Source organism: Ruegeria sp. AD9 (genome assembly GCF_056542305.1).
This window is the reverse complement of record NZ_JBQFZP010000003.1, coordinates 321981-347231: the sequence shown is the minus strand read 5'-3', so window position 1 is coordinate 347231 and position 25251 is coordinate 321981. Positions and strand designations below refer to the sequence as shown.

25 protein-coding genes, 1 tRNA gene and 1 pseudogene are annotated in these 25251 nt (G+C 56.3%); 7 read left to right on the top strand and 20 right to left on the bottom strand.

The window, feature by feature from the left end:
- Positions 1 to 52: 52 nt before the first annotated feature.
- The 3 genes from ACR0AM_RS07060 to ACR0AM_RS07050 all read left to right on the top strand — a co-directional run bounded on the left by ACR0AM_RS07060 (position 53) and on the right by ACR0AM_RS07050 (position 2350).
- Positions 53 to 943: an NAD(P)-dependent oxidoreductase gene (locus ACR0AM_RS07060; protein WP_480622493.1), complete on the top strand. Its 891-nt coding sequence runs from the start codon at positions 53 to 55 to the stop codon at positions 941 to 943.
- Between the two features lie 11 nt (positions 944 to 954).
- Complete coding sequence (locus tag ACR0AM_RS07055; RefSeq protein ID WP_366553952.1) at positions 955 to 1818, top strand: sugar phosphate isomerase/epimerase family protein; 864 nt, start codon at positions 955 to 957, stop codon at positions 1816 to 1818.
- Positions 1819 to 1930: 112 nt separating this feature from the next.
- Entirely contained in the window at positions 1931 to 2350 is a 420-nt protein-coding gene (locus ACR0AM_RS07050; RefSeq protein WP_260024852.1) for a secondary thiamine-phosphate synthase enzyme YjbQ, read from the top strand.
- A gap of 30 nt (positions 2351 to 2380) precedes the next feature.
- Here the strand turns inward: ACR0AM_RS07050 and ACR0AM_RS07045 are convergent, their stop codons facing one another.
- The 8 genes from ACR0AM_RS07045 to ACR0AM_RS07010 all read right to left on the bottom strand — a co-directional run bounded on the left by ACR0AM_RS07045 (position 2381) and on the right by ACR0AM_RS07010 (position 11344).
- Entirely contained in the window at positions 2381 to 3151 is a 771-nt protein-coding gene (locus ACR0AM_RS07045; RefSeq protein ID WP_480622492.1) for an SDR family oxidoreductase, read from the bottom strand.
- Entirely contained in the window at positions 3148 to 4188 is a 1041-nt protein-coding gene (locus tag ACR0AM_RS07040) for a zinc-dependent alcohol dehydrogenase (RefSeq protein WP_260024848.1), read from the bottom strand. Before ACR0AM_RS07040 ends, ACR0AM_RS07045 begins: the two co-directional genes overlap by 4 nt.
- Positions 4185 to 5285: a mandelate racemase/muconate lactonizing enzyme family protein gene (locus ACR0AM_RS07035; RefSeq protein ID WP_480603944.1), complete on the bottom strand. Its 1101-nt coding sequence runs from the start codon at positions 5283 to 5285 to the stop codon at positions 4185 to 4187. Before ACR0AM_RS07035 ends, ACR0AM_RS07040 begins: the two co-directional genes overlap by 4 nt.
- Entirely contained in the window at positions 5285 to 6280 is a 996-nt protein-coding gene (locus ACR0AM_RS07030; RefSeq protein WP_480603942.1) for an ABC transporter permease, read from the bottom strand. The genes ACR0AM_RS07035 and ACR0AM_RS07030 overlap by 1 nt, the downstream gene beginning before the upstream one ends.
- A 3-nt stretch (positions 6281 to 6283) precedes the next feature.
- The gene (locus ACR0AM_RS07025) at positions 6284 to 7261 is read right to left on the bottom strand and encodes an ABC transporter permease (protein WP_480603940.1); all 978 of its coding nucleotides are present in this window, start codon (positions 7259 to 7261) and stop codon (positions 6284 to 6286) included.
- The gene (locus ACR0AM_RS07020; RefSeq protein ID WP_480622491.1) at positions 7246 to 8781 is read right to left on the bottom strand and encodes a sugar ABC transporter ATP-binding protein; all 1536 of its coding nucleotides are present in this window, start codon (positions 8779 to 8781) and stop codon (positions 7246 to 7248) included. The genes ACR0AM_RS07025 and ACR0AM_RS07020 overlap by 16 nt, the downstream gene beginning before the upstream one ends.
- Positions 8782 to 8848: 67 nt before the next feature.
- Positions 8849 to 9823, bottom strand: a complete 975-nt coding sequence (locus tag ACR0AM_RS07015; RefSeq protein WP_480622490.1) for an ABC transporter substrate-binding protein — start codon at positions 9821 to 9823, stop codon at positions 8849 to 8851.
- 54 nt (positions 9824 to 9877) lie between these two features.
- Entirely contained in the window at positions 9878 to 11344 is a 1467-nt protein-coding gene (locus tag ACR0AM_RS07010) for an aldehyde dehydrogenase family protein (protein WP_480622489.1), read from the bottom strand.
- A 166-nt stretch (positions 11345 to 11510) separates the two neighbouring features.
- Between ACR0AM_RS07010 and ACR0AM_RS07005 the strand changes: the two genes are divergently transcribed.
- Both ACR0AM_RS07005 and ACR0AM_RS07000 read left to right on the top strand, forming a co-directional pair.
- Positions 11511 to 12611, top strand: a complete 1101-nt coding sequence (locus tag ACR0AM_RS07005) for a LacI family DNA-binding transcriptional regulator (protein ID WP_480622488.1) — start codon at positions 11511 to 11513, stop codon at positions 12609 to 12611.
- Between the two features lie 10 nt (positions 12612 to 12621).
- Positions 12622 to 14259, top strand: a complete 1638-nt coding sequence (locus ACR0AM_RS07000) for a GMC family oxidoreductase (RefSeq protein ID WP_480603931.1) — start codon at positions 12622 to 12624, stop codon at positions 14257 to 14259.
- A gap of 143 nt (positions 14260 to 14402) precedes the next feature.
- Here ACR0AM_RS07000 and ACR0AM_RS06995 read toward each other — a convergent pair.
- From ACR0AM_RS06995 to ACR0AM_RS06955, 9 genes and pseudogenes are all read right to left on the bottom strand, one after another.
- Positions 14403 to 15107 (bottom strand): annotated as a pseudogene (locus tag ACR0AM_RS06995) (IS6 family transposase).
- A gap of 79 nt (positions 15108 to 15186) precedes the next feature.
- Entirely contained in the window at positions 15187 to 15930 is a 744-nt protein-coding gene (locus tag ACR0AM_RS06990; RefSeq protein ID WP_480622487.1) for a ribonuclease activity regulator RraA, read from the bottom strand.
- Positions 15931 to 15946: 16 nt separating this feature from the next.
- Entirely contained in the window at positions 15947 to 16870 is a 924-nt protein-coding gene (locus ACR0AM_RS06985) for a sugar kinase (protein WP_480622486.1), read from the bottom strand.
- 72 nt (positions 16871 to 16942) lie between these two features.
- Complete coding sequence (locus ACR0AM_RS06980; RefSeq protein ID WP_480622485.1) at positions 16943 to 17686, bottom strand: SDR family NAD(P)-dependent oxidoreductase; 744 nt, start codon at positions 17684 to 17686, stop codon at positions 16943 to 16945.
- A gap of 54 nt (positions 17687 to 17740) precedes the next feature.
- The gene (locus ACR0AM_RS06975) at positions 17741 to 18613 is read right to left on the bottom strand and encodes an NAD(P)-dependent oxidoreductase (RefSeq protein WP_480603922.1); all 873 of its coding nucleotides are present in this window, start codon (positions 18611 to 18613) and stop codon (positions 17741 to 17743) included.
- A 10-nt stretch (positions 18614 to 18623) separates the two neighbouring features.
- The gene (locus tag ACR0AM_RS06970; protein WP_480622484.1) at positions 18624 to 19058 is read right to left on the bottom strand and encodes a GlcG/HbpS family heme-binding protein; all 435 of its coding nucleotides are present in this window, start codon (positions 19056 to 19058) and stop codon (positions 18624 to 18626) included.
- Between the two features lie 19 nt (positions 19059 to 19077).
- Complete coding sequence (locus ACR0AM_RS06965) at positions 19078 to 20364, bottom strand: TRAP transporter large permease (RefSeq protein WP_480603916.1); 1287 nt, start codon at positions 20362 to 20364, stop codon at positions 19078 to 19080.
- Between the two features lie 2 nt (positions 20365 to 20366).
- The gene (locus ACR0AM_RS06960) at positions 20367 to 20900 is read right to left on the bottom strand and encodes a TRAP transporter small permease (protein ID WP_010437284.1); all 534 of its coding nucleotides are present in this window, start codon (positions 20898 to 20900) and stop codon (positions 20367 to 20369) included.
- 76 nt (positions 20901 to 20976) lie between these two features.
- Entirely contained in the window at positions 20977 to 21951 is a 975-nt protein-coding gene (locus ACR0AM_RS06955) for a TRAP transporter substrate-binding protein (protein WP_010437283.1), read from the bottom strand.
- 322 nt (positions 21952 to 22273) lie between these two features.
- Between ACR0AM_RS06955 and ACR0AM_RS06950 the strand changes: the two genes are divergently transcribed.
- On the top strand, positions 22274 to 22942 hold the full coding sequence (locus tag ACR0AM_RS06950) for a GntR family transcriptional regulator (protein WP_480603913.1): 669 nt from the start codon (positions 22274 to 22276) through the stop codon (positions 22940 to 22942).
- A gap of 24 nt (positions 22943 to 22966) precedes the next feature.
- Here the strand turns inward: ACR0AM_RS06950 and ACR0AM_RS06945 are convergent, their stop codons facing one another.
- Together ACR0AM_RS06945 and ACR0AM_RS06940 are read right to left on the bottom strand one after the other, a co-directional pair.
- Positions 22967 to 23485: a redoxin domain-containing protein gene (locus tag ACR0AM_RS06945; protein WP_480603910.1), complete on the bottom strand. Its 519-nt coding sequence runs from the start codon at positions 23483 to 23485 to the stop codon at positions 22967 to 22969.
- A gap of 645 nt (positions 23486 to 24130) precedes the next feature.
- The gene (locus tag ACR0AM_RS06940) at positions 24131 to 24295 is read right to left on the bottom strand and encodes a ketopantoate reductase C-terminal domain-containing protein (RefSeq protein ID WP_480622483.1); all 165 of its coding nucleotides are present in this window, start codon (positions 24293 to 24295) and stop codon (positions 24131 to 24133) included.
- 182 nt (positions 24296 to 24477) lie between these two features.
- Here ACR0AM_RS06940 and ACR0AM_RS06935 point away from each other — a divergent pair, with 182 nt between their 5' ends.
- Positions 24478 to 24723, top strand: a complete 246-nt coding sequence (locus ACR0AM_RS06935) for a hypothetical protein (protein WP_480622482.1) — start codon at positions 24478 to 24480, stop codon at positions 24721 to 24723.
- A gap of 375 nt (positions 24724 to 25098) precedes the next feature.
- On the opposite strand, the gene ACR0AM_RS06930 is transcribed toward ACR0AM_RS06935, so the two are convergent.
- Positions 25099 to 25188, bottom strand: a tRNA-Ser gene (locus tag ACR0AM_RS06930).
- Positions 25189 to 25251: the final 63 nt, after the last annotated feature.

The following is a 25251-nucleotide window of genomic DNA, read 5'->3' as shown; positions in this document are numbered from 1 at the left end:
TTTTTCGAAACGCCTGCCATACGGCAACGGCGAAATATCGGGAGGAGCCCAAATGAATACTGCAGGCGTAATAGGTCTTGGGGACATGGGCAGCGGCCTTGCCAAGAACCTGATCAAGAATGGCTTCGAAACATCCGGTTTCGACCTGAGCGAGACGCGCATGACGGCTTTTGCTGACATGGGCGGCCGGCCCAAGGACAGCGTGGGACAGGTCGGCCGTCACGCCTCCAGTGTGTTTGTCATGGTGATGAACGGAGATCAGGCCCGCGATGTCATTCTGGGTGAAAACGGGCTGGTTGCGAACATGGCCAAAGGCGGAACGGTCATCCTGTCGGCGACCATTACCCCGGCCGAAGCCCGCGCCATCGGGCACGATATGGAAGGCTCGGGCATTAACTTAATCGACACGCCGGTCTCAGGTGGGTTTCCCGGCGCGCAGAACGGCACATTGACGATGATGGCTGCCGGTGCTGCGGATGTGCTGGACCGAAATGCAGAAGTCATGAAGGCAGTGTCGGCAACAATTCATCGGGTCGGCGAAAACGCTGGCGACGGGCAAACCGTGAAAGCCTGCCTGCAATCCCTGATCGGATCGATCTTTTCCGCCACATTCGAGGCTGCGGCCCTGGCGGCCAAAGCCGGTGTCAGCGGTCAGGCATTACTTGATGTGTTCTCCTCATCCAGCGCGGGGTGCGGCGTCGTGAATTCCGCCCTTGAAAACATCATTGATCGCAAGTTCGAGGCCACCGGCAGCCATATCGCAACCATGCACAAGGACCTGACGATCTCGCTGGCACTGGCCGGTGCGTTGGGCGTTCCAATGCACACAGCATCATCCGCTATGCAGATCTTTCACGCAGGAAAAACCAAATACCCGAATGGTGACAACTGGGTGTGTACTCGCGTCATCGAAGAAATCGTTGACGCAGAATTGCATCGCTGAGGGGACCGGACATGAAATTAGGTGTAATTTGCGACGGCATTTCCCGCGATCTGCGGCATGCCGTGGACGTGATGGACGAGTTCGGCCTGGACTATGCAGAGCTTCAATTCGTTGGCGATGCGGAGGTCGGGGATCATTCCCCGCAGGAAGTTGCCGAGATCAACGCGCTCTTGCGCGACCGAGGCAAGCCTGTGTCATGTCTGTCGCGCCATATCTTTGCGGGGATGACAGCTGCCAACAGGCCCGGCGACGACCTGCACACTCGGCACATGGACGCCTTGAAACGCGTAATCGACATGGCGCATGTTGTTGGGTCTCCGCTGGTTCGGATCATGACGCAACGAAAAGAGCAGATACTGTGGGGAAAAAACGGCGCCGAGAAGTGGAACGTGGCGCATGGGGTATGGGACACGATGCCGCCGCTGATCGCGCCGGCCGTTGAACTGGCAAGAGCTGAGGGCGTGACGCTTGTCGTGGAAACCGGAAACGGCACCTTGGTCAACTCCAACTATACAGCCCGCAAGCTGATTGACGATTTGGACGCAATAGACACTTTGAAAGTGCTGTGGGACCCCGGAAACAACTGCTGGTGCCATGAACTGGCATATCCGGACGGTTATGAAGAACTGCGCGGCGGATATCTGGGTCACATTCATATCAAGGACGTAAAGGTCGACACGCCGCGGGCAACACTGGAAGTGCGCCGCATGGGGGAAGGTCAACTTGCGCCATTGTTCCAACCCATCGCGGACGCGCTCAGATCCGACGGCTATGATGGCGTCATTTCTTTCGAAAGCGTTTATCACCCCGGCAACGGGAACTTCGAAGATGGTTTTCGTCTGTGTGTGGACCAGTTTAAAAGCCTGTTTGCATGAACATGCAGTCAATATGCTTTCAAAATCAAAAGTTTGATCCCCATAACTGAATGCCAAGTGGGATGTAGAAAGCTGGGCGCGTTCGCGTGAAATCAAGGAAAGGGCCTGCTGGATGAAGCAAGAGTTTTTCGAACTGTCGATTGAAACGCCGGGCAAATCCCTCATCGACATCAGCGGGATCGTTCAGCGTGCGGTGTCCGAACACGAATTTGTCTCGGGCCTGCTGACCCTTTGGTGCGTCCACACCGGTGCCGCGCTGTTGGCGCAGGCCAATGCCGATCCCGAAGTGCTCAAGGATATCGAGACGTTCTTCGAGAAACTCGTACCCAAGTCACCAGGCAAGTATCACCACCGCCCGACCGAGGACGACAACGCTCCATCGCATCTACGGGCGCTGTTGACGCAAACTCAGGTATCGATCCCGGTCGAACAAGGGCAGCTTCCGCTGGGTCGCGTACAAAGCCTGTACCTGTTCGAACATCGGGAAGCACCCAAGGCACGCCGATTGAAGGTGCACTACATCGGGACGTGATGCCTTGGATCACATGGAGCGTTGGCAGTGCTAACGCCCCATCCAGCCCCCGTCGACTACAAGGATTTCACCGTTGACGAAGTCCGACGCAGCAGAGGCCAGAAAGACCACCGGTCCGGCAAAATCAACAGGCGTACCCCAACGGTCTTGGGGTGTTCGTTCCAGGATCGACTTCGACCGGACCGGATCATCCCGCAGGGCTTGCGTGTTGTCGGTCGCGATGTAGCCAGGCGCGATCGCATTCACGTTTACGCCCTGCCCGGCCCATTCGTTGGCCAAGGCTTTGGTCAGCTGTCCAATCCCGCCTTTCGAGGCCGCATAGCCCGGAACGGTGATGCCGCCCTGAAATGTCAGCAGCGATGCAGTGAAGATGATCTTCCCCGAGCCGCGCGCCAGCATGTCCTTGCCGATCTCGCGTGACAGAACGAACTGTGAGGACAGGTTCACCTCAATCACTTCGTCCCACCATTCGTCCGGGTGTTCGGCGGCGGGTTTCCGTTTGATCGTGCCGGCATTGTTGACAAGTATATCAGGGGTTTGTCCGTCGGTCCTCAACTGATCAATGAACCCATGCAGCGCGGCGCGATCCGAGAAGTCGCATTGGTAGGCCCGGAAATTGCGTCCCATCACCGTCACGGCTTTTTCGACATCCGAGCCAGACAGCTCGAGCGAGGCGGACACTCCGATGATATTGGCACCGGCCGATGCCAATGCTTCGGCCATACCGCGCCCGATACCGCGTTTGCACCCGGTCACAAGGGCCGTCTTTCCCGTCAGGTCGAAACTTTTCAAAACACTCATGAACGCGGTCCTACTTCGATCAGGCTTTTCATTGCGGTTGGGCTGCGATCCAGTGCTTCGAACGCGGCCTGGATTTCTGCCAGAGGGCTGACGTCCGTGATCACAACATCCGCATCCACTCCGCCCGAGGCGACAACTGCAATGGCTTTCTCGTAATCCTCTGGCTCATAGACCCGAGCACCGATCAGTTGCAGCTCTCGCCAGAAGAACTGGAACAGGTCTATCTGAGGTTTTTGAGCATGAATCGCGACCATTACGATCCGGGCCCGAGTCGCGGCAACGGCGGTCATTGCATCGACACCGGGCTGCGTTCCTGACACCTCGAAAACCACATCTGCCCCTTTGTCGCCCGTGCGCGCATTGATTGTGGACACCAGGTCGGTTTCGGTTGGGTTGATCGTGTCAAAGCCAAGTTTTTCAGCTATCGCAAGACGGTTCGGATTCACTTCGGAAATTACGACATTTCCACCCGCGTCCCGCGCAACCATGGCAACCAGGATGCCAATCGGGCCGCCGCCGATAACGACAACGTCCTCTCCAGGTTGCAGGTCAGACAGCCGCACATCGTGGCAGGCAACGGCAACCGGCTCGATCAGCGCCGCGTGATCCATGCGCAAGTCATCCGGCAGAACGTGCAACGTGTGGGCCGGAACAGTCCAGATCTCTTGCATCGCGCCATCGGTGTCGAGGCCGAGAAACTTGAGATTCTGACAGATATGCTGATGCCCCCGCTTGCAAGCTGGGCATTCTCCGCAGTGATCAAGCGGTCGGACAACGACCTTCTGGCCGGGTTCGACCGTATCGACGCCCTCGCCCACCGCTTCGACGACACCTGACATCTCATGCCCAATCACCCGGTTCAGGCCGACGCGGGCATCCATGTTGCCGTGGTAGACGTGCATATCCGTCCCGCAAATCCCACAATAGGCAACACGAATGGCAGCCTCGCCGGGACCCGGCTCTGTCGCTTGGGCTTGCTCTACTGCAAAGCTCTTTTCACCCCTGTAGTATGCGGCAGTGATCGTCTGGGTCGTCATCTACGCATCTCCTTGTGTTCCGCATTCAATTTGTCCCAGTCGAATTCCACTCCGGTTCCCGGGGCATCCGGGGCCACGGCCAGACAGTCTTCGACAACTAGTGGACGGGTCGTGTACTGGTCTATCGGGAATGAGTGTACTTCTAGCCAGCCTGCGTTGGATTGCGCAGAAACAAGGCTGACGTGCAGCTCCTGCATCCCATGACTACAAACCGGAATGCCGTGTTGTGCGCTTAGCGCGGCCACGCGCAGCCAGCCGGTGATTCCACCGCAGTTTGAGGCATCGGGCTGGATAAAACTCAGTTTCGCGTCATCAAAGGCGTATTCAAATTCGTGTATGGTGTGCAGGTTTTCACCCATGGCAAGGGGAACGCCCGTCGCTTCGACAATTCGGCCATAACCTTTGTAGTCGTCTGGAATTGTCGGTTCCTCGAACCACAGGATATCGCAGTCGGCGAACCCTCTGGCAGCGACGATGGCCTGTTCGACACTCATAGAGTAATTCGCATCGACCATGAAGAACCGGTCCGGCCCCAGCATCTCGCGCACCGCCCGGGCACGTGCAAGATCGTCGGCCAGGTCTGGTTGACCGACCTTGATCTTGACTGCGTTGAACCCACGCGCAAGGTACCCTTCGGTCTGACGCAGCAGTTTCTCCAACGAGAAATTCAGGTCGATCCCGCCGGCATAGGCCTTGCACCTTTTCGACGCTCCACCGGCCATCTGCCACAATGGCGCGTTCTGCGTTCTGCCGCGAATATCCCACAGTGCAACATCCAAGGCCGAGATGGCAAACGAGGCGATCCCGCCCCGTGCGACGTAGTGCACGTGCCACTGCATGGCATCGTACAGGCTTTCGATCTGTTCGGCGTCTTGTCCAACAAGGAACGGTGCCAGGTCATGCTTGATCATCGCCAGAATGGCGTGACCACCCTTGCCCCCGGTATAGGTATACCCGACCCCCTCGACCCCATCCGAGGTTTGAATGGTGACCGTGATCAATTGAAAAAACGTGTGATCCCCATGTTTGGCATCGACCAGGACCTCTGCGAGCGGAACGTTGAACAGCCGCGCTGATACACTTTCTATGCGATTCATTAACCCAAGACCTTCTGCTGCCTGGCAATAACCCGAGACTGTAAAAGGATGACCGCAAATAGAAAGCCTCCACGTATGACCATTTGCCAATAGGCACTGAAACTGATGGTGCCCTGACCGTTTTCAAAGTTTAGAACGTTGAAAACCAGCCCCAGCAACAGCGCGCCGGCGACCGTCGCAGGGATCGATCCCATCCCACCCGTCAACAAAGTGCCGCCTACAACCACGGAAGCGATGGCTGACAATTCCCATCCGATGCCTTCAAGGGGTTGCCCAGCTCCAAAACCCGAGGCCAGAAAGACTCCGGCCAGCCCCGCACAGCCACCCGACAGCAGGTAGACAAAAGCCTTGGCGCGATTGACCTTCAGGCCCATGAGGTTCGAGGCATCCTCGCTGCCACCGATCGCCAAGACGGTCCGCCCGATGGTGGTTCTTTCCAGCACCAGCCAAAGTGCCAGAGTCAGTCCGGCCACGATGACGATTGCCCATGGAAACAGGCCAAACGCCTGCCCCATGCCAAGCTTGGTGAAGTTCGACCCCCAATCGACCGAAATTGTCTGGGCGCCCGAAATCACCAATGCGCCGCCTTTTGCGGCCAGCATGGTGGCCAGCGTGGCGATGAAGGGCGGGATCCGAAGGATGATTATGCAAAAGGCGTTGATCGCCCCGAAACCAACCCCGGCAAGAACGGCCCCCGGCAACGCAACCTGAATCCCATACGGGCTGAGATAGGCCGCAACAACCGAAGTAAAGGCCGCCACTGATCCGACCGACAGATCAATCCCGCCGGTCATGATCACAAAACACATGCCCAGCGCAATCGCGATGAACATCGCGTTGTAATTCAGGAAAGACGAGAAATTGTAGGCGCTGCCAAAGTTGTCATAGCGCATCAGCCCGAACAGAATCAAAGCCAGCAGTGCGATCCAAACCGTCACCGAGGCCGAATTACGTCGAAGGTATTTTCGCAGGTCAAAAGCCGTATCATCCAACATCGATTAAGCCCTCCGAAACTGCTGGACCCAGACGGCCAGGATAATGATGACGGCCTTGGCGATCAGTGCAACTTCGTCCTCTACCCCGTTGGCCAACAATGTATATTTGACCAACTGGATGATGACGGCACCCAGTATGGCACCAAAGATCGGCGCTCGCCCGCCTTGCAAAAGAGCCCCGCCAACAACCGCGGCCGCGATGGCATCAAGCTCCATCAGATTGCCGTTGCGCGCGGCGTCCGAGGCTGAGTTGATTGCAACCACAATCAAACCGGCTAGGCCCGCAAGCACCGCGCAGATGACATAGGCCCCGATCTTGACCCGTCGGACGGGACCACCCGACAGATAGGCCGCGCGTTCATTGCCCCCAATGGCCAGCAAGTAACGGCCCCATGTGGTTCTGGTGATCACCCAAAACAGCGCACAGGCAATGGCCAGCGCCAGCCAGCCCTGGAACGGCAATCCAAGCACTTTACCAGTTCCAAGATAACTGAATGAAGGGTTTGAAAACGTCTGCAGGTTCCCGTTCGTCAAGACTTGGGCAATACCGCGACCAGAGATGAAGAGAATGAGCGTCGCAACGATGGGCTGCACGTTCAACACGGCAACCATCACGCCGTTGAATACCCCGCATAGCCCCGCAATGAACAGCGGCAGGACAATGGCCAAAGTGACGCCTAGCATCGGATTGGCAGAGCCCAGATCCGACAGAAAGATCAAAGGAGCAAGCGCCCCCGCCAGCGCCATGACCGCCCCAACCGACAGATCGATCCCACCCGTGGCGATTACCAGCGTCATCCCCATGGCCACGATGGCGATCGTAGCGACCTGGCTGATATTTACGAACAGGGTTTGCAGTTGCAGGAAATTAGGTGTGAAAAACGCGTTGAACACCAGCAGGGCGACTAACGCGGCGATGCCGCCGTGAAAGCGGAAGGGCATTGATGCGACCCGTTGCGGCAACTTCATTGCGCGGTCCATGAACCAGTTCCTTCTTCATGATGCGCAAGCGCGCGCACCAGTATGTTCTCGGTGACCCCGGGGTTGGTCAGTTCCTTGACCGAGCGTCCCTCGTGCATGACCACGATGCGATCGGCGCCTTCCACCAGTTCTTCGAATTCCGAACTGATGAGAACGACGCCAAACCCCTTCTCGACATAAGACCGAATGAACGATTGGATCTCTCGCTTGGCGCCAACATCCACGCCTCGGGTCGGCTCGTCGAGTATCAGGATGTCGGGCTGCGTCGCCAGCCAACGGGCAAGCAGCACCTTCTGCTGGTTGCCGCCGGACAATTCGCGAATGGGTTGGTCCATATGCGCCGCCTTGATGCCCAGATCGTCGATAAAGGCCTGAACAATCTCGCGCTCGCGGGCAAAGTCGATTTGACCACGACTAGCCAGTTTCGGCAGCAGGGCCAGCGTCATGTTCTCGCGCACGGACATGTCTGGAATGATCCCTTCGGCCTTGCGATCTTCGGTCAGAAAGCCGACGCCGTTTGCGATCGCGTCACCCGGTCCGGACGGTTGCCCGACCACGCCATGCAACTCGATTGCGCCGCTGCGTTTCCCGTCCACTCCGAACAAAGCGCGCGCCGCCTCGGTCCGGCCTGAGCCCAGCAATCCGCCCAGCCCAACGATTTCCCCGCGGTGGAGAGTGAGGTCGAAATGCGTCAGCCGCGGGCCTGTTGAAACAGAGTCCGCCCGCAAAACGATATCGCCTTTCTTGGCCTTGGCACCTGCGAAGTCCGTCAAACCGTCTGCCGCGATCTCATCCTTGTTGCGGCCCAGCATGTCCGCGATCATTTCCAGTTTGGTCGTATCCTGGACGTTACGCGTGCTGACGGTACGCCCATCTCGCATCGTTGTGACTCGATCGCATATTTGGAACAGCTCATCGAGGAAATGCGAAACATAAAGAACAGACACGCCCTGTTTCTTCAACTCGCGCACAACACCGAACAGCACCTCGACTTCGCTGGCATCCAGCGACGACGTGGGTTCGTCCATGATGACAAGTTTCGCATCCAGCGAAACAGCCCGCGCAATCGCAACCAACTGCTGGATCGCTGTCGAGAAATTTCCTAGCGGCTCGGTCACGTCGATATCTATGCCAAAGCGCGTAAGAACCTCGCGTGCGCGCCTGTTGCCCTCGCGCCAGTCGACCAGAAAGCCGAGACGTTTGGGCTCGTACCCCATGATGATGTTTTCAGTCACTGACCGCAGCGGCACCAGGTTGAGCTCTTGATAGATGGTGGCAATTCCGGATTCCTGCGCTTCGCGCGGAGTGGAAATGCGGCTTGGCACACCCGCCAGATGAACGTCGCCGGCATCCCGATCGTAAACTCCGGTCAGAACCTTGATCATCGTCGATTTGCCCGCACCGTTCTGGCCGATCAGCGCATGAACCTCGCCGGGCGCGATTTCCAGGTTGGCCTGGCTAAGTGCCGGCACGCCGGCAAAGGACTTTTCAATTCCCGACATCGAGACGAGCGCATTCATGAGATGTCTTCCTCCGATTGCTTGCAGGTGGCGCCGACCACAGGCCAGCACCACCCACCAGGGAGAATCAATAGGCTTCGTGGATGTGATCGGCCGCATTGTCCTTGGTAAAGATGCGATCTTCGACTTTCACCCATTCCGGGATCGCCTCGCCAGCCGCGTATTTATTCATGACTTCACAAGCCAGAGGGCCGAAGAAGGGTGAGCTTTCCACCGTCACCCCCATCTTGCCATCGATAATAGCCTGAAGTGCATCGCGTGTCCCGTCGATCGAAACGATGGTCACGTCCTCGCCAGGCTTGCGGCCGGCCAGTTCCAGAGCCTGGATCGCACCGATTGCCATCTCGTCATTGTGGGCGTAGACCACGTTCACGTCGGGGTGCGCCTGCAGCAGGGTTTCCATCACCTGACGACCCAGGTCGCGCGCAAAGTCACCGGTCTGAGAAGCCACGATCTCAAAGCGGTCATCCGTTGCAATCGCGTCGTCGAAACCTTTTTTGCGGTCATTTGCAGGTGAAGAACCAGTCGTGCCTTCCAACTGGACGATGACGCCATTGTCGCCGTCGAAATTCTCCATCAGCCACTGTGCGGCACGGTTGCCCTGATCAATGAAATCCGACCCAAGGAACGCCACAAAATGCTCGCCCGGCTTGGCAACGGCCGGATCAACCGAGCGGTCCACCAAAAAGGTCGGGATTCCCGCGGCACGGGCCTTCATAACGGCTGGGATCAACGGCTTTTCTTCCCGCGGGGGCAAGAACAGAACGTCGATGCCTTGGGCGATCATGCTGTCCACATCCGCAACCTGCTTTGCTGCAGATCCGGCTGCATCCGTCGCGATAAGGTCCCAGCCGCAGGCCTCGGCCGTGTCATGGAACGATTTTGTCTCGGCAATGCGCCACGGATTGTTCGACTCCATCTGCGCAAAGCCGACCTTGTAGCGATCCTTCTGCTCAAGCGGTGGCAGATCCTGCGCTATCGCAGTCGTGCCCAACAGCGCACCCGCGACAACCGTCGAGATCAAAAGAGTTCTGCGTTTCATGGTTATTCCTCCTCCATTGGTGCGGTCGCCTCCGTTTTGACCGCGAGTTTTAGGTCATGCCCAATTCATGTAAGTCGTCTGTTTCCTCAGATAGCCATCAAAGCCATACGCGCCGTCTTCGCCCCCAACCCCGGACAAACCCCAACCGGTGTGAAATCCCTGTACGGCCTCACCATTGGAGCGGTTCAGGTACAATTCGCCGAACTTCAAACGGCTCGGGGCCTCCATCAATCGCCGGTGCGATGCCGTAAAGAGATAGGCGGACAGCCCGAATGACGTGTCATTCGCAAAACTTATCGCCTGATCAAAATCATCGACTCGCATGGCTGTCGCCACGGGTCCAAAGACCTCCTCCTGCATCGCGGCATTGCCGTTGTCGGAGACCTCGAGAACCGTTGGGGACATCCAGTGCCCTTCGCGGTGCGCGCCGTCCGTCAAAGGCCCGCCTTCCAGATGGACCGTGGCACCTTCGGCGATGCTGCGCTGGATGATTTCGACGACCTTGGTCACTTCGACCTTGCTGACTTTGGGCCCCAGGTCGCAGTCCTCCATCGGATCTCCGATCGACAATGCGCGGGCTGCTGTCACGAATTTTTCCAAGAACTGATCCGCAATACCGCGATGCAGATACATACGCTCGTTGCAGGTGCAAATCTGGCCGCAATTGGCAAACCGGGCGGCAATGGCGGCCGAAACAGCAGCGTCAATATCCGCATCCTCCATCACGATGAACGGAGCCTTGCCGCCAAGCTCGAGCCGGACAACCTTGATCCGGTCGGCCGCGGCGCGAAAAATCTCTTTACCGGCTCGTGTGCTGCCGGTCATTGTGATCAGTGAGGTATCGGGGTGTTCGACCAACCGCTGCCCAACCACCGGCCCTCTCCCCGTCAGAACATTCAGAACACCGGGCGGAAACCCGACCTTGTCCGCAAGCTCGGCAACCGCAAGACCGGAAAGCGGCGTGATTTCATGTCCCAACAAAACAACGGTGTTGCCCGCGACCAGCGCTGGCCCGATTTTCCTGGCCGCCAATGCCAAGGGATAGTTCCAGGCCGTCAGCGCAACGACAACCCCATAGGGATGGCGCCGAATCTGGATTTCTTCGGACCTGTTGTCCGAGGCCACTATGTCACCCGAAATCCGCCGGGCCTCTTCAGCTGCATGGCAAAGAAAGGTAGCGGCGGCATCCACTTCACCTCGGGCCTGCGAGATCGGCTTGCCCTGCTCGGCTGTGATCAAAGCAGCCAGACGCGCGGCGTCGACCCGGATGGCCGCGGCGAGCTTTCGGACCATTTGCGCCCGCTCGATCGCCGGGCGCGCAGACCACGCGCCAAAAGCCCTGCGGGCCGCCTCGACCGCCGCATCGGCATGCATGGCACCACCATCTGGAACCTGTGCTACGATCTCTTCATTTGCAGGGTTTTCGACATCGACCGCGTCCGCGTCAAAGTCGGCAAAGCGGCCATCGATGAACATCGAATGGCGAACGACTTGACCCAACTCCCCCACTACAGACCGCAATTTCGCCTCCCGCACTTGCTCGGCCAGACCACAATGGCGACCGCACCGCCGATCAAAACACTAATAATATTATTTCGTCAACACTAATATTAATTATCACTTACTAATATTAGTTGCGCACCCTCCGCATAGTCGATAAAAAGGATGCGAACAAAAAGGTTGAGCGATGAACGATCAAGCGAACAAAGCCGGGCAGCACAGGGGTGTAGGACGAGTCGCGGGCCGGCAGCGCGTGACGATGCACGACATTGCGCGCGTCGCCGGGTGTTCGCAGACGACAGTATCGCTGGTTCTCAACAAGAATGATTCCGTCAAGATCTCCGAGGATACCAAGCAACGGGTCCTGGATGCCGCCAACACGCTTGGATACGCCATGCCCTCTCAACTCAGGAAACCCCAGGACAGCGCGCGCCGGCCCGCGGCGCTGGACGGAACCATAGCTTTCGTCGTGGATGATCTGGCGTCGAGCCCCGAGATGGTGAACGCGTTCAACGGGGTGAAACAGGCCGTTCGGGACACCGGAAACCTTGTGTTGCTGGCCGAAACACAAAACGACCCCGAGGTCGAGCCCAGAACGCTGAGGTATTTCCTCGACCAACAGGTTGCAGGCATCATCTACGCGACCGTTTTTACGCGGCGGGTGGTCGTGCCGGAGATCCTCAGGCAGACGGCCACTCCGGTTCTGCTGTTGAACTGCTTTTGCGACGACCTCTCTTTTCCTGCGGTGATCCCCGGCGAAGTCGCTGCCGGACATACGGCGACCAACGCCCTGATCAAGGCCGGGCACAAACGAATTGCCACCATCACCGGCGAGCCGTTCATGGAATGCGCCGCCGGGCGAACGACCGGGTACAGAAACGCCCTTGCTTCCGCCGACATCCCATTTGACGAGGATTTGGTCATCGAGGGCAACTGGCTGCCCAGCGCAGGCTATGCTGCCACGCGCGAATTGATGGACCTGCCCTCTCCGCCAACCGCCATTTTCTGTCAGAATGACCGCATGGCAATCGGCTGCTATGAGGCGCTCAAGGAACTTGGCCTGTCCATCCCCGAGGACATTTCAGTCATCGGATTCGACGATGACGAAACCGCGCGACACCTGTCGCCACCCCTGACCTCGATGATCCTTCCAACTAGGGCGATGGGACGCTGGGTCATCGAACAGTTGTTCCACGGTCCGACGGATGGTCAGCGACACCCTCTCGTGAAGCTTGAATGCGAACTGGTCGAGCGCGACTCGATCAGCGAACCCAAACGCCGGGCCTGAAGGCGAACTCGTGACGGAAACCTTCGATCATATCGTCATCGGCGGCGGCTCTGCCGGCGCAGCCGCTGCAGCGCGACTGGTCAACCAGGGCAAGTGCAGGGTTCTGGTGCTGGAGGCCGGGCATTCGCACCGCCATCCGTTGCTGGACATGCCGCCGGGTATCTTCAAGATGATCAACGGGTCCAAGTTCATGACCTACCACCAGACCGAACCGCAGGACCACCTGGACGGTCGCGTGCATGACATTCCGCAGGCCAACGTGCTGGGTGGCGGGTCGTCTGTGAATGCCCAGGTCTATATGCGTGGCCGCCCTTCTGATTATGACGCGTGGGAAAACCTGCTCCGACAGACCAACGACAGAGTCGGCTGGGGATGGGATGATGTGCTGCCCTACTTCCGTAGAATGGAAGACAATAACAGGCTTCACAATGACCTGCATGGCAGCAACGGTCCGGTGCAGGTCTCGGATCCGGGGCATATCGACGACATGTCACGTTGGTTCGTTCAGTCGGTGCAGGCCCTTGGCGAACCATTCAACACGGACTTCAACGGCGCAACGCAGCGCGGTGTCGGGTTCTATCAGTTCACCAATCGCGCCGGTAAGCGCAGTTCGTCGGCTTATGCTTTTCTCGCCCCACTCGAGACGAACCCGAACTTGACCATCCAGCTTGGCGCAACGGTCAGCAAAATCATCATCGAAAACGATAAGGCCGTCGGCGTGCAGTATCGAGACAAACGCGGAGCCCACACGGTCCGGTGCGATGGTGAAGTTGTCGTTGCGGCGGGCGCTCTGGTGACGCCGAAAATCCTAATGCTATCAGGCATCGGACCTGATGCACATCTTGCCGATCACGGTATTCCCGTGATCTGCCCATTGCCTGGGGTTGGCCAGAACCTGATTGACCACCCTGAAGTTCCAATTACCGCCTTTGCCAACGGTCCCTACGGATACTTCAAACAAGGTGAGGGCTGGCGGATGCTTCGCAACGGCATCCAGTTCAAACTGTTCGGCAGCGGCCCGGTGACTTCGGCCGGGGTCGAAGCTGGCGCCTTCGTCAATCCGTCGATTCCTGATGGAGAACCGACCATTCAAGCCTTTTGCGTGCCCATCGTCTATCTGGATCGCGACGCACTGGACGAGGTGCAGGATGACTTTGGCCTGACCGTTACGACCGTCGTGGTCAAACCGAAATCACGCGGAGAGGTCCGGCTTCGCTCGGCCGATCCTCACGCCATGCCGGTGGTCTCGCCCAACCTTCTGAAGCATGAAGACGACATGCAGGAGATGATCCGGGGGCAGCGGTTCTTTCGCCGGGCATTCACGTCGGGCCCGCTTGCTCAAAGGGTTCGCGAAATCGTCATTCCTACAGCGGACGACGACCAGACGCTACGAGCACATTGCAAGCGATTCGTGAAAACCAACTATCACCCGGCGGGCACTGCCAAAATGGGCCAAGACGGCGACGGAATGGCCGTGCTGGACGCCAGAATGCGCGTGCGGGGGATCGAGAGCTTGCGGGTGTGCGACATGTCCGCCGTTCCGGACATCAACGCCGGCAACACAAACGCACCTGCCATGATGCTTGGCGAACGATGCGCCGACCTGATCCTTGGCATCGGATCAGCACGCGAGGGACGCAATTCTTAACCTAAGCTGCGGCGTCGTCCGTCATTGATCCGATTTCTGGCGCAAAAAATGGCGTCGCGCTGCCCGCCCGACCGAAAACGGATCTCCCTAGATGTTTTCCGACTAATTCGAACTTGCCTCAGTTTGCCGCGGAAACCGCGAACCTATCCGGAACAAAGTTGACGCCACTCGCTAAGGGCGGCGGCGCGGGTCAGCTTGAATGTATCTCTGCTGGTGAGATCGCTCCTTGTTAAAGTGGTTGTAGACGGAGGAATGGACGGAGGCGAATGTCTGTAAACTTCGCACCCGTATGAACCGCTGCATTACGCGTTCGCGTCGTCGAAACGGCAGGTGCGAATTCTCGACGCGGTTGTTGAGCCACCTGCCCGTCTGTTGTTTTTCAAGCGCGCCCAGTTCTCTGAGAGCGGCTCTGTATGAGGCAAAGCGATCCGTGACGATGGTTTCCGCTTTGCCGTGTCGCTTCATCAATTTCTCAAGGAATTTCAATGCTGCAGCATTGTTTTGGCGCTTGGTGACAACAGCTTCCAGTACCTCGCCTTCCTGATAAACGGCCCGCCAAATATAATGCCGCTTGCCATTTACCTTCACGAAAACCTCGTCAACGTGCCACTTCCATTTGGAGAACGCGCGCAGCAGCTGAACACGCTTCCGCCTTATATCAGCAGCAAACATCGGGCCAAACCTGTGCCACCAAAATCGAACAGTTTCGTGGCTCACGTCGATGCCTCGCTCGTGCACCAAATCATCGACATTCCGAAGCGAGAGCGGGAAAGGATGTACAGCATCACCGCAAAGCGGATGATCTCGAGACTGGTTTTGAAGCATTTAAATGGTGATCGTCTTTCCATCCACAAAGGCTATGATTGCCCCCTTGCCCGCCTCAAGCCAAGTTCTTCTGACAAAACCTACATTGCAGCGATTCAGACATCAGTCAGAGAGCCTTGCGCGCCAGACCTCAAATCGTTCAAGAACGTCTGGGTCGGTTGCAGGATAAAGTCCAATTACGGGGGTGTTTTTTCGCACCTCTTCCAGAACGAAGCGTTCGAACAGCTCCATTGGGCCTGCCTCGATCGCAATGTCATCGGCGAGGTGGCGTGGGATAATCATGACACCGTCGCTGTCACCCAGAACGATGTCGCCGGGATAGACCGCCACGCCGCCACACCCGATTGGCAAACCGATATCTACCGCATGATGTTTCGTAAGGTTGGTTGGGGCAGACGGTTTTGCAGCAAAGACTGGCATCTCAAGTGCTGCGGCACCGTCGGCGTCGCGAATTCCACCATCCGTGACAACGCCCGCTGCTCCGCGCATTTCCAGTCGCGTCAAAAGGATCGAACCTGCCGAGGCCGCCGATGCATCCTGCCGACAATCCATGACCAATACCGCGCGTTCAGGACATGTTTCCACGGCCACGCGCTGCGGGTGATCTGGCTCACGAAACGCCTCGATCGGGTCGGTGTCAGGCCGTGCAGGAATGTAGCGCAGTGTAAAAGCCGGGCCGACAAGGGAGGGCCTGCCCTTGCCCAATGGGGCAACGCCTTGAACATAGGCGTTTTGATAACCGCGTTTGTAAAGCAGCGTGGCCACAGTCGCTGTGCTGACCTTTGACAAGCGATCAAGCGTATTCGGATGCAGTTTGATCGTTTCGGCAGGCTGAGGGTTCGGCAAGGGCTGGATCCTTCTGCTAAGGCTGTTGGCAACTATCGAGCAGGCTTTGGTTGATGGGAACAAGTGCACCTTTGCCTTGCACGACATGCCCTGCCAGTTTGCAGGCCAGTGCTATGCTGTCAGGTAAGGGTGTATCCGTTGCCAGCCCCGCCAGAATGCCAGCGTTTAAACTGTCGCCTGCAGCAGTCGTATCCACAACCGAGGCCAGAGGCGGAACATGGACAGAGCCCTCTGCGCCGCGAGTACGATAAAGGACCGTTTCTGCGCCATTCTTGACAACGATCGTTTCTGCACCCGCCCTTGCATAGCGCTGCAAAGTGGCCGCGGGGTTCAAGTCGCTGAACCAAAGTGCCTCGTCCTCGTATGATGGCAAGGCGATATCGCTAACGGCGGCCGCCTGCATGATGTTCTCGGTCATCTCAGAGGGGCTGTCCCAAAGATGCGGGCGCAGATTGGGGTCGAAGGCAATCCGTTTTCCGGCACGCCGCGCTGACCGAGCAACGTCGAGCAAGGCAGCGCGCCCTTCAGGGTTCAAGATTGCCAGAGTGATGCCCGAGAAATAGATGAGATCAGATTGCGTCATGGCGTGGGCAAGTGCTTGCTTGTCTTGGGCCAATAGGCGTGCGGCCGACTGGCCGCGCCAATAGGTAAAACTGCGTTCCCCGTTGTTTAGCGTGATAAGATACATCCCCACTGAACGGTTTGGCACGATCCGCACCTGCTGGGTGTTGACCCCGCTTTCGCGCATGACACTCAGCATCCGTGATGAGATGGCGTCATCTCCGACGGCTGTAAAATAGGACAAGGGCGTTTCGGGTGTGAGTTGGGCCAGATACCAAGCTGTATTGAACGTGTCTCCGGCGAACCCCATTTGATACGTGCTTGGCGGGTCAGTTGGGGCCATTTCGGCCATACATTCACCTATCGCGAGAATTCGCATATTCCGGTTTCCAGTACTTCGAAGTTTGACAAACGGTAGCGTTCGACAATTAGGTAACCTGTTCTGCAGTGGTCACGAGAACAGCATCCCACCATTGATATCGACATTGGTCCCGGTCAGATAAGCCGAGTCCTCGCTTGCCAGAAACACCACGAGGTTCGCAACGTCCTGAGACTGGCCTTGCCGCTTGAGCGGCGCAGCAGCTTCTAGCCCCCGACGGCCTGCATCGGGAGTATGGATGTTATGGAAATCCGTGTCGATCATGCCTGGGCAGATTGCGTTGACACGGATATCAGGACCCAGTTCTTTTGCAAGACTACGGGTGAGCGTCATGACCCCGCCTTTTGACGTTGCATAAGCCGACGCACCCGGGCCACCACCGTCGCGACCCGCCTGACTGGCGATGTTTACAATGGCCCCGGATTTCATATGCAGCAGTGCCGCTTTGACCATAAGAAACGTGCTGGTCAGGTTGAGATCCATGACAGCCTGCCAATGCTCAAGCGACATCTCGGCGATTTTCTTGCGCGCGACCAAACCTCCGGCATTGTTCACCAGAATGTCCAGGCTTCCATAGGTATCGACCGTCTTGGCGATCAACGCATCGACCTCTTCGGGTTTGTTCAAGTCGCCTTGCATTGCAAACGCCTGTCCACCGATCTTTTTGATCTCGGCTACGGTTTCCTCGGCGCCGGCACTACTGGCGAAGTAATTCACCGCGACATTCACCCCTTCGGAGGCGAGTTTGACAGCGCAGGCGCGCCCGATATCGCGGCCACCACCCGTGACAATTGCGGTCTTTCCCTGAAGTCTCATGGTTGCTCTTTCCCGTTCAATTGGTGCTGCTATGCGTGACTGATGGATCTGACGCTAAAGCTTGGCAAAATAGTCGAAGATTTCCGGCACGTTGCCGTCACCCATGCCTGCGTCCGCGGCTGCCTGAAGGTTGTTCGCGGTTCCTTCAGCGATCTCGGCACGAGTGCCCACGTCCTCGGCCAGCTTCAGGAAGTATCCAAGATCCTTGTTGGCGTTGTTAATCGAAAACCCCAAATCGCTGACACCATCCACCGCGTAGTTCTTACAAAACTGCATAAAGGGGGAATTGGACGGTCCAGCTGACATGATGTCAAAAAGCTGCTGTTTGTTAACCCCTGAGCGTTCAGCCACAGCAAAGGCTTGGCTCATGGTGCAAGCTGTCGTCATGCCCATATAATTATTGATGAGCTTGGTCACATGGCCCGCACCCAGTTCGCCGAGGTGAAAGACATTTTCCCCTAGTACATCCAGGACAGGTTTCACCTTCTCAAAGGTGGCTATATCGCCTGCTGCCATGATGTTCAGCAAACCATCCTTGGCGTGCGCGGGTGTGCGTCCCAGCGGCGCATCAATCATACCAGCACCTTTTGCGGCCAAGTCTGTGCCGATTTTGCGTGTGGACGCTGGGATCGAGGTGCCAAAGTCAATGACCACAGCACTATCTTTGATGCCTGCCAGGATGCCGTCATCGCCGTAGATCAGGCTTTCGACGACATCCGATGTTGTTACACAAAGCATCACGATATCGCTGTTTTCAGCAAGCTCTCGTGGCGTTGTAACCTCTACAGCACCGCGGTTGACTGTGGCTGCGACGGCTTCCTTGCTCCGACCCATAACAACCAGATCAAAACTGTTGTTTTGCAAGCACTTTGCCATGTTACCGCCCATAAGACCGAGGCCGATGAAACCGATGACGGGTTTTGTCATATCTGACTCCTTAAACTCTTTCCAAGTGGGCTTCGCAGAGTGCCGTGACCCCTGCCTGTGCAACTTCGAGATCCTGGGCTGGTGAGCCCGAGCTGACACCGATCCCGCCAACCACCTGTCCGTCGACCGTCACGGGAAGGCCACCTGCAACGGTCACCATTCGTCCGCCGAGCGTTGAGGATATTCCGTGTGCGGCCATGCCAGGCTGATTTGCTTCACCAAGAGCATCGGTTCCTTTTTGGATACCGGTTGCAGTGAAACTCTTGTCGATGGCCAAAATGATGCTGGTAATCTTGCCACCATCCATCCGCTCAAACGCGATGAGGTTGCCGCTTTCATCGGTGACGGCAATACACATCGGTACGCCGATTTCCTGCGCCTTGGCTCGCGCTCCTGCGATCAACTTGCCCGCGTCATCGATGTCCAGGCGTCTTATTGTCAGCATCGCCTCATTCTCCTTTGATTTAGGGACCAATGATCAAGTTCGGCAGTGTCAGCGATATTGCCGGTACAAAAGTGATCAGCATGAGCGCGGCCAAGATGGCGAGGTAGAAAGGCCAAATCGTTTTGACCGCTTTCTCCATCGGTAGTTTTCCAACAGCACAACCCACAAAGAGGCAGGTCCCGACGGGTGGTGTGCAAAGACCGAGACCGAGGTTCACCAAAAGGATCATGCCGAACTGTAGCGGGTCGATGCCCAGCATGTTCATCACCGGCAGGAAAATCGGTGTGCAGATCAGGATCAACGCGGCCATGTCCATGATCATCCCCAAGAGCAACAGCACAGCGTTGATCATCAACAAGATCAGGATCGGGTTTTCTGTGATACCCAACAGGAATTCGACTGTTTTTGTCGGCACCCGGTTGAACGTCAGCATATAGGCAAAAGCACCGGCACAAGCGATCAGGATCATCACCATCGAAGTTGTGCGTACCGAAGAGATAACGGCGATTTTAAAGTTTTCCCAAGACAGGCTGCGATAGACAACAAGCGTCACCACAAAGGCATACATTGCCCCAAATGCACCGGATTCAGTCACTGTAAAGACGCCTGACAAGACCCCTCCGACAATGATCACGGCCGTCAACAAGCCAGGGATCGAGCCCACAAAGGCGATGGCCAGTGCGGTCCAACCCGGAAACTGTTCGGCCTGATAGCCGCGCTTGACCGCCACGACATAGGCGGCAATGGCAAGGCAGCAACACATAAGGACACCGGGCACAACTCCGGCCAGGAACAGTTTTGAGATTGAAACTGCACCGCCTGTTGCGAGGGCAAAGATGATCATGTTGTGGCTGGGTGGGATGATGATCCCGGCAATTGATGATGTCACTGTGACGTTCACCGCATAGTCGGCGTCATAACCTTTGTCTTTCATCACCGGGATCAGGATTGACCCAAGCGCCGAGATATCTGCAATTGCCGATCCGGAAATGCCACCAAACAACATGGACGAGAAGACATTGACGATACCAAGCCCACCGCGCACAGCGCCTACGGCGGCCTGCGCAAACCGAACCAACCGGATCGCGATTCCACCGTGAAACATCAGCTCGCCCGCAAAGATGAAAAACGGGATCGCCATTAGGGAAAAGACGTTGATCCCGGACACGATACGCTGGAACCCAACAAACATCGGCAATCCTTCAAACCAAAAGGAAGCCAATGCGGCGATACCAAGGGCGTATGCCACTGGAGCGCCGATGATGACACATAGGGCAAAAACCCCCAACAGAATCATGAGTCCCATGACTATCCCTGATCTATGTTGTCTTGGCGTTCGTCTCGGCCCAGAAACAGGCGGATCAGATGGCCAGTGGAAAAAAGGAACACCAACGCGCCGCTGATTGTCAGTGGCAAGGAGCGCAAGCCCTCTGACCATTGGATGAGCGGGATCAGGGTGTTCCATTTGAATATTGTCAGCTCGATCCCGTACCAAAACATCATGCCACCGAAACCTGCCATCAGGACATCAGTGAGCACGACGAAAACCGTTCGCACAGAGGGTGGGACTAAATTGCGGAACACGACAACAGAGAGGTGCGTGTGATTGTGCACTCCCGCAGCCGCCCCGAGAAACGCGATGACCATAACCAAAAGCAGTGAAACCTGCTCAACCCAAGTGGGCGTGTTGTTCAGAACGTAGCGACCGAACACCAGCCAGGCAAAGATCGCAGTCATAACGACAATGGCGATGCCAGACAGCAACATGCAAACTCGTGCGAGCAGGTCAAGAATCCTGTCCATGTTGCGCATGGCGGCAGGGGCGGTATCGGGCTCTTGCATTGGATTTCCTCTGAGACAAAACGCCCGGCATCCAATTGTCGGAGCCGGGCGCTCAAAGTTGAACTGTTAAGACAACTTATTCAGTGGCTTGCGCCATTTCTACCAACGCTTTCATATCAGGATTTGCAGCCAAGTAGTCTGCATAGACCGAATCCATTGCGGACTGGAATGGGCCTTTGTCGGCGATTTCATTGACGGTGATGCCGGCCGCTTCAACATCTTTACGCGCTTGTTCAGAACCAATTGCCCAAAGCTCACGCTGGACCAATGCGGCTTCTTCTGCTGCACCGCGCACAGCGGCTTGCAATTCAGGAGACAGCGCATTGAATTTGGCCGTGTTCACGCAGATGCACTCGGGGATAATCAGGTGTTCGGACAAAGAATAATTTGTGGTCACTTCATAGTGACCGACATTCTTGAACGACGGGAAGTTGTTCTCCGCACCATCAACAACGCCGGTTTTCAGCGCTTGCTGAACTTCGGAGAATGCCATTGGAGACGGGTTACCGCCCATAGCTGAAATCATAGATGTATAAAGATCGTTGTTCATCACACGGATTTTCAGACCTTCGACATCTGCGGGCGTGTTGATCGGCTTTTGGCTGTAGAAAGAACGCGCACCGGCATCAAACCATGCCAGTGGCAGAACGCCTGCTTCACCCATCGCAGCTGAAACAACCTCACCGGCGTCGCCGTCCAGCACGCGGAACATGTGCGGCACATCTTTGAAGATGAAAGGAAGCGATACAAGGTTAGCTTCTTTCACCATTGGGCCAATAGGACCGAGGTTGAAGTTACCAACCTCGATTGCGCCGATACGAACCTGTTCTAGGGCATCCGGTTGGGAACCAAGAACACCACCGTGGAACACATCGACGGTAACTTCTCCGTCTGTAGCGGCGTCAACCAGTTCGGCAAACTTGTCCATTGCAGCCGTGTTGGGATGGCCGTCGTTGTGGATATTCCAGGCTCGCCAGTTTTCGGCTGAAGCTGACGTTGCAATGAATGCCACAGCGGTCGCAGTTGCAAAGAACGATTTCGTGAAAGTCATGGGTTCTCCTCCCCGGTTATTTTTGGACAGGATTTGGCTTTCATGGAATTTCAGAGACCGTAAGCCACGTAGCTTTCGATTTCCCCCAAGAACCAGAATCGCTGCTGCCCTTAAAGGGACACTAGTATCCAAGTTATGTCAACTGTAGGCTTTTAGAATGTCAGATTGCTTGACAGTCGAAAGCGCAGGGCATTTGATAGGTGACAGGCCTACATTGGTTCACTCAAGCAAAACAAAATAGAATATTCTATTTGTTTCAATGCCATAACAGTGGATCTGTAATTTGAAACGTGACTAAGACAGAGGGCGCAAGCAACATACCGTGGAAGAAATTGTCAGACGAACCACAACCGATGCGGTCTATGAAGCGCTACACGACGAGATCGTTTCGCTTGAAATTCTTCCCGGTACAAAGCTATCCGAAACAGAGGTAGCCAGCCGATTCGGCGTATCACGCCAACCTGTTCGCAACGCATTCACAAGGCTCGGCAACGAAGATCTGCTCTTAATACGACCACAAAAGGCGACCGTAGTTCGAGGGTTTTCTATGGAGCGTGTGGCTCTCGCGCGATTGGTTCGAATGGCGGTGGAGCTAGAGATCGTCCATCGAGCAATGGAAGTTTGGGACGCAGCAAGTGCAGCAAAACTTGAAGAAAATCTCGCCTTACAAGAGCAGGCGATCAGTGACGGTGATCTATCGGCGTTTCACTCGCTGGACTATGATTTTCACAAACTGATCTACGTGCTCAGCGGCAATCCGATGGCATTTGATGTAATGCTAGAATCCAAGCAAAAGGTTGACCGGCTTTGTATGCTCAGTCTTGAAAAGGGCAGTGCCGCAGAGGCCATCCTCGCCGATCACCGAGAGATTGCACAGGCCATGGCGGCAGGAGACCATGACCAAGCGCAAGCCGCTGTCAGAAAACACCTGTCCCGCCTCGACGAAACCATCGACTTCATCCACAAGACGCACCCAGGCTACTTTGAGTAACCGAGGCCATGCGACCTGGTGGTCTCAGGCCGTTCCTCGTTCCGGACGATCATTATCAATATTGAATTTCATGCCGTCCAAAAGCTCTTCTAAATCGGGACGTGCCGCAGGGCCGTTAGAGATATCGGCCAGCATCAGTGTTCCATTCGGACGGATGGCAAACGCGCCAGGTTCGGCGAACAGACCCGTCGTTTCTGCATCAGATAGAGGCGATGACACGTAAAGACCAAGCGCGCGCATTTGCGCTTCAGTCATTCCATAGCAAAGTTCAAAATCCCAGCCGAATTCTGCTTTGTCTGCCGCAGCTTTTTCTTTGGTGTCGGCAGAGACAACAATAACGTCCATAACGTCAGCCCATGCCGACAGCGCCGCATTCAACTTGTTCAAAAAGCGCTTGCAGCGTGGACAATGCTTACCTCGATAAACAAACAACATGGTCCAGCGGTCTTTTTGTTGACCGATCGTAACCTTGTCATCAGACCCCAGCCTTAAAAAACTCATTTGCTCGATTCGCGCGCCGACATTTGGTTTGGCTGAGGTCATGAGTCGTTCCTTTCTTCTACAAACAAGGGCTTTGCGCGGATACCGTTAGCTTAGTTCATGTCACGTCAAGGCAATTATTGAAACCAAGATCGCGATATCATTTAGTGCTTGAAAGGCACGCTCGATCTAAGATTGCTGTCAGTTAACGAGGAATCACCGATACCTACCCGCCGCCACTCTACGCCCCTCATTGCAGCCGGGCTTCTAATGCCGTAACAGGTGTGAGCGCAACCAGCGTACTTGTGTCGAATTCAACGCGACCTGATCACCTGTGGCCCCAAGAAAACTTTAGAATCGAGACCAGAACGATCAAACGATCGGCCCGGTGAAACCCAAAACGTCACCGTTACTACTTAACTGTAACTTTGGGCTCAGTTCGGACGTTCGCCCGATTGTCGCGAGCGACCGCAATGCGGGACAAAGCGGATGTACAGCATCACCGAAAGGTGGATGATCTCGAGATTGGTTTTAAGAATTTGAAAGAGGCAGGTCTAGGCATAGGCAAAAGCAAGCAAAACTCCTGCCCCGCCCAAGCAAAGTTCTTCTGACAAGACGCTTGAAAGATCTGCGATTTGTAGCGCCGGATCGCTATTCAGCTCCCCGCCCGCCCAGAACTGATCTCTTCAGATGATCGCCAGCAGAAGCTTAGTAAAGACCCGCGACCTTTGCCCTCAGTTTTATCAGTGATGCAACAGTGTCGATTGTGGGTGTTGCGATCCCGGTCAGTTGCCCCAATTCCTGTACTGAAGTGACCAAGGCATCAATTTCCATAGGTCGGCGCTGCTCTTCTGGCCAAAGGCAAAATTGCACGAGGACAGATCGACCTCGAATTTAACCCCAAAACTCTGGCAAGCGCACTTGGCATCGCGGCCGATCATCTGCACCCGGATCTCACCCACGTCACCGCATCTTTCGATCTGCGCCGCCGCGGTGTCGAGGCCAAGATCATCGCTGGAGACATTTCACCCCAACCCGATCCTCACCTCCAGTCCATGCTGCTCCGCGCCCATGGCTGGGCGCGCGATCTGAATGCCGGGATTCAACTGATGGAAATTGCACGCCGTGAAAGCGTTCCCGGCGCATTCATCCGCACCCGCGCCCAGCTCGCGTTTCTCTCCCCGAAGATTCAGGCCGCGATTCTAGACGGGACCCAACCGCCCGAACTCACACTCAAGCGTCTGGTCAGCGTGACCCACCCACTTAATTGGTCCGAACAGGAACGCCAGTTCGGCTTTTGATAGCTTCAGATCCTGCGTCCCTGATACAGGGTTCGCCCTCCCTGATCCGCCGGAACAATTCCCTGTTCCCGCGAGAAAATTCCCTGTTCCGCTTTTTAGGGAATTTGCAACATAAACCTCTGAAAAACATGCAGTTCTGACAGGAGAAATGACCGAACTCAGACCCGTTTCACGAAAATTCCCTGTAAATTGCCGGGTATCAGGGAAATCCAGCCCAAAGCGACCCCGCCAAAATGCGGCACTGAGACTGCGGCCGGAATTGCGCTCTGAATGTACAGTCTGCTCCGTCTCTGATTGAAAGCGCACGCGCCAACTCGCGGAAATTGCGGCACAATTCCGGGTCAGAAAACACAACTGAAGTGAGACGGGTATGGGTGGCGGAGAGACAGGGATTCGAACCCTGGAGACGGTTCCCCGCCTACACACTTTCCAGGCGTGCGCCTTCGACCACTCGGCCACCTCTCCGTGCCGGCGATGTTTGGACCAATGTCATGGAATTTGCAAGGCCCCAATTCGGTGAAATCACGG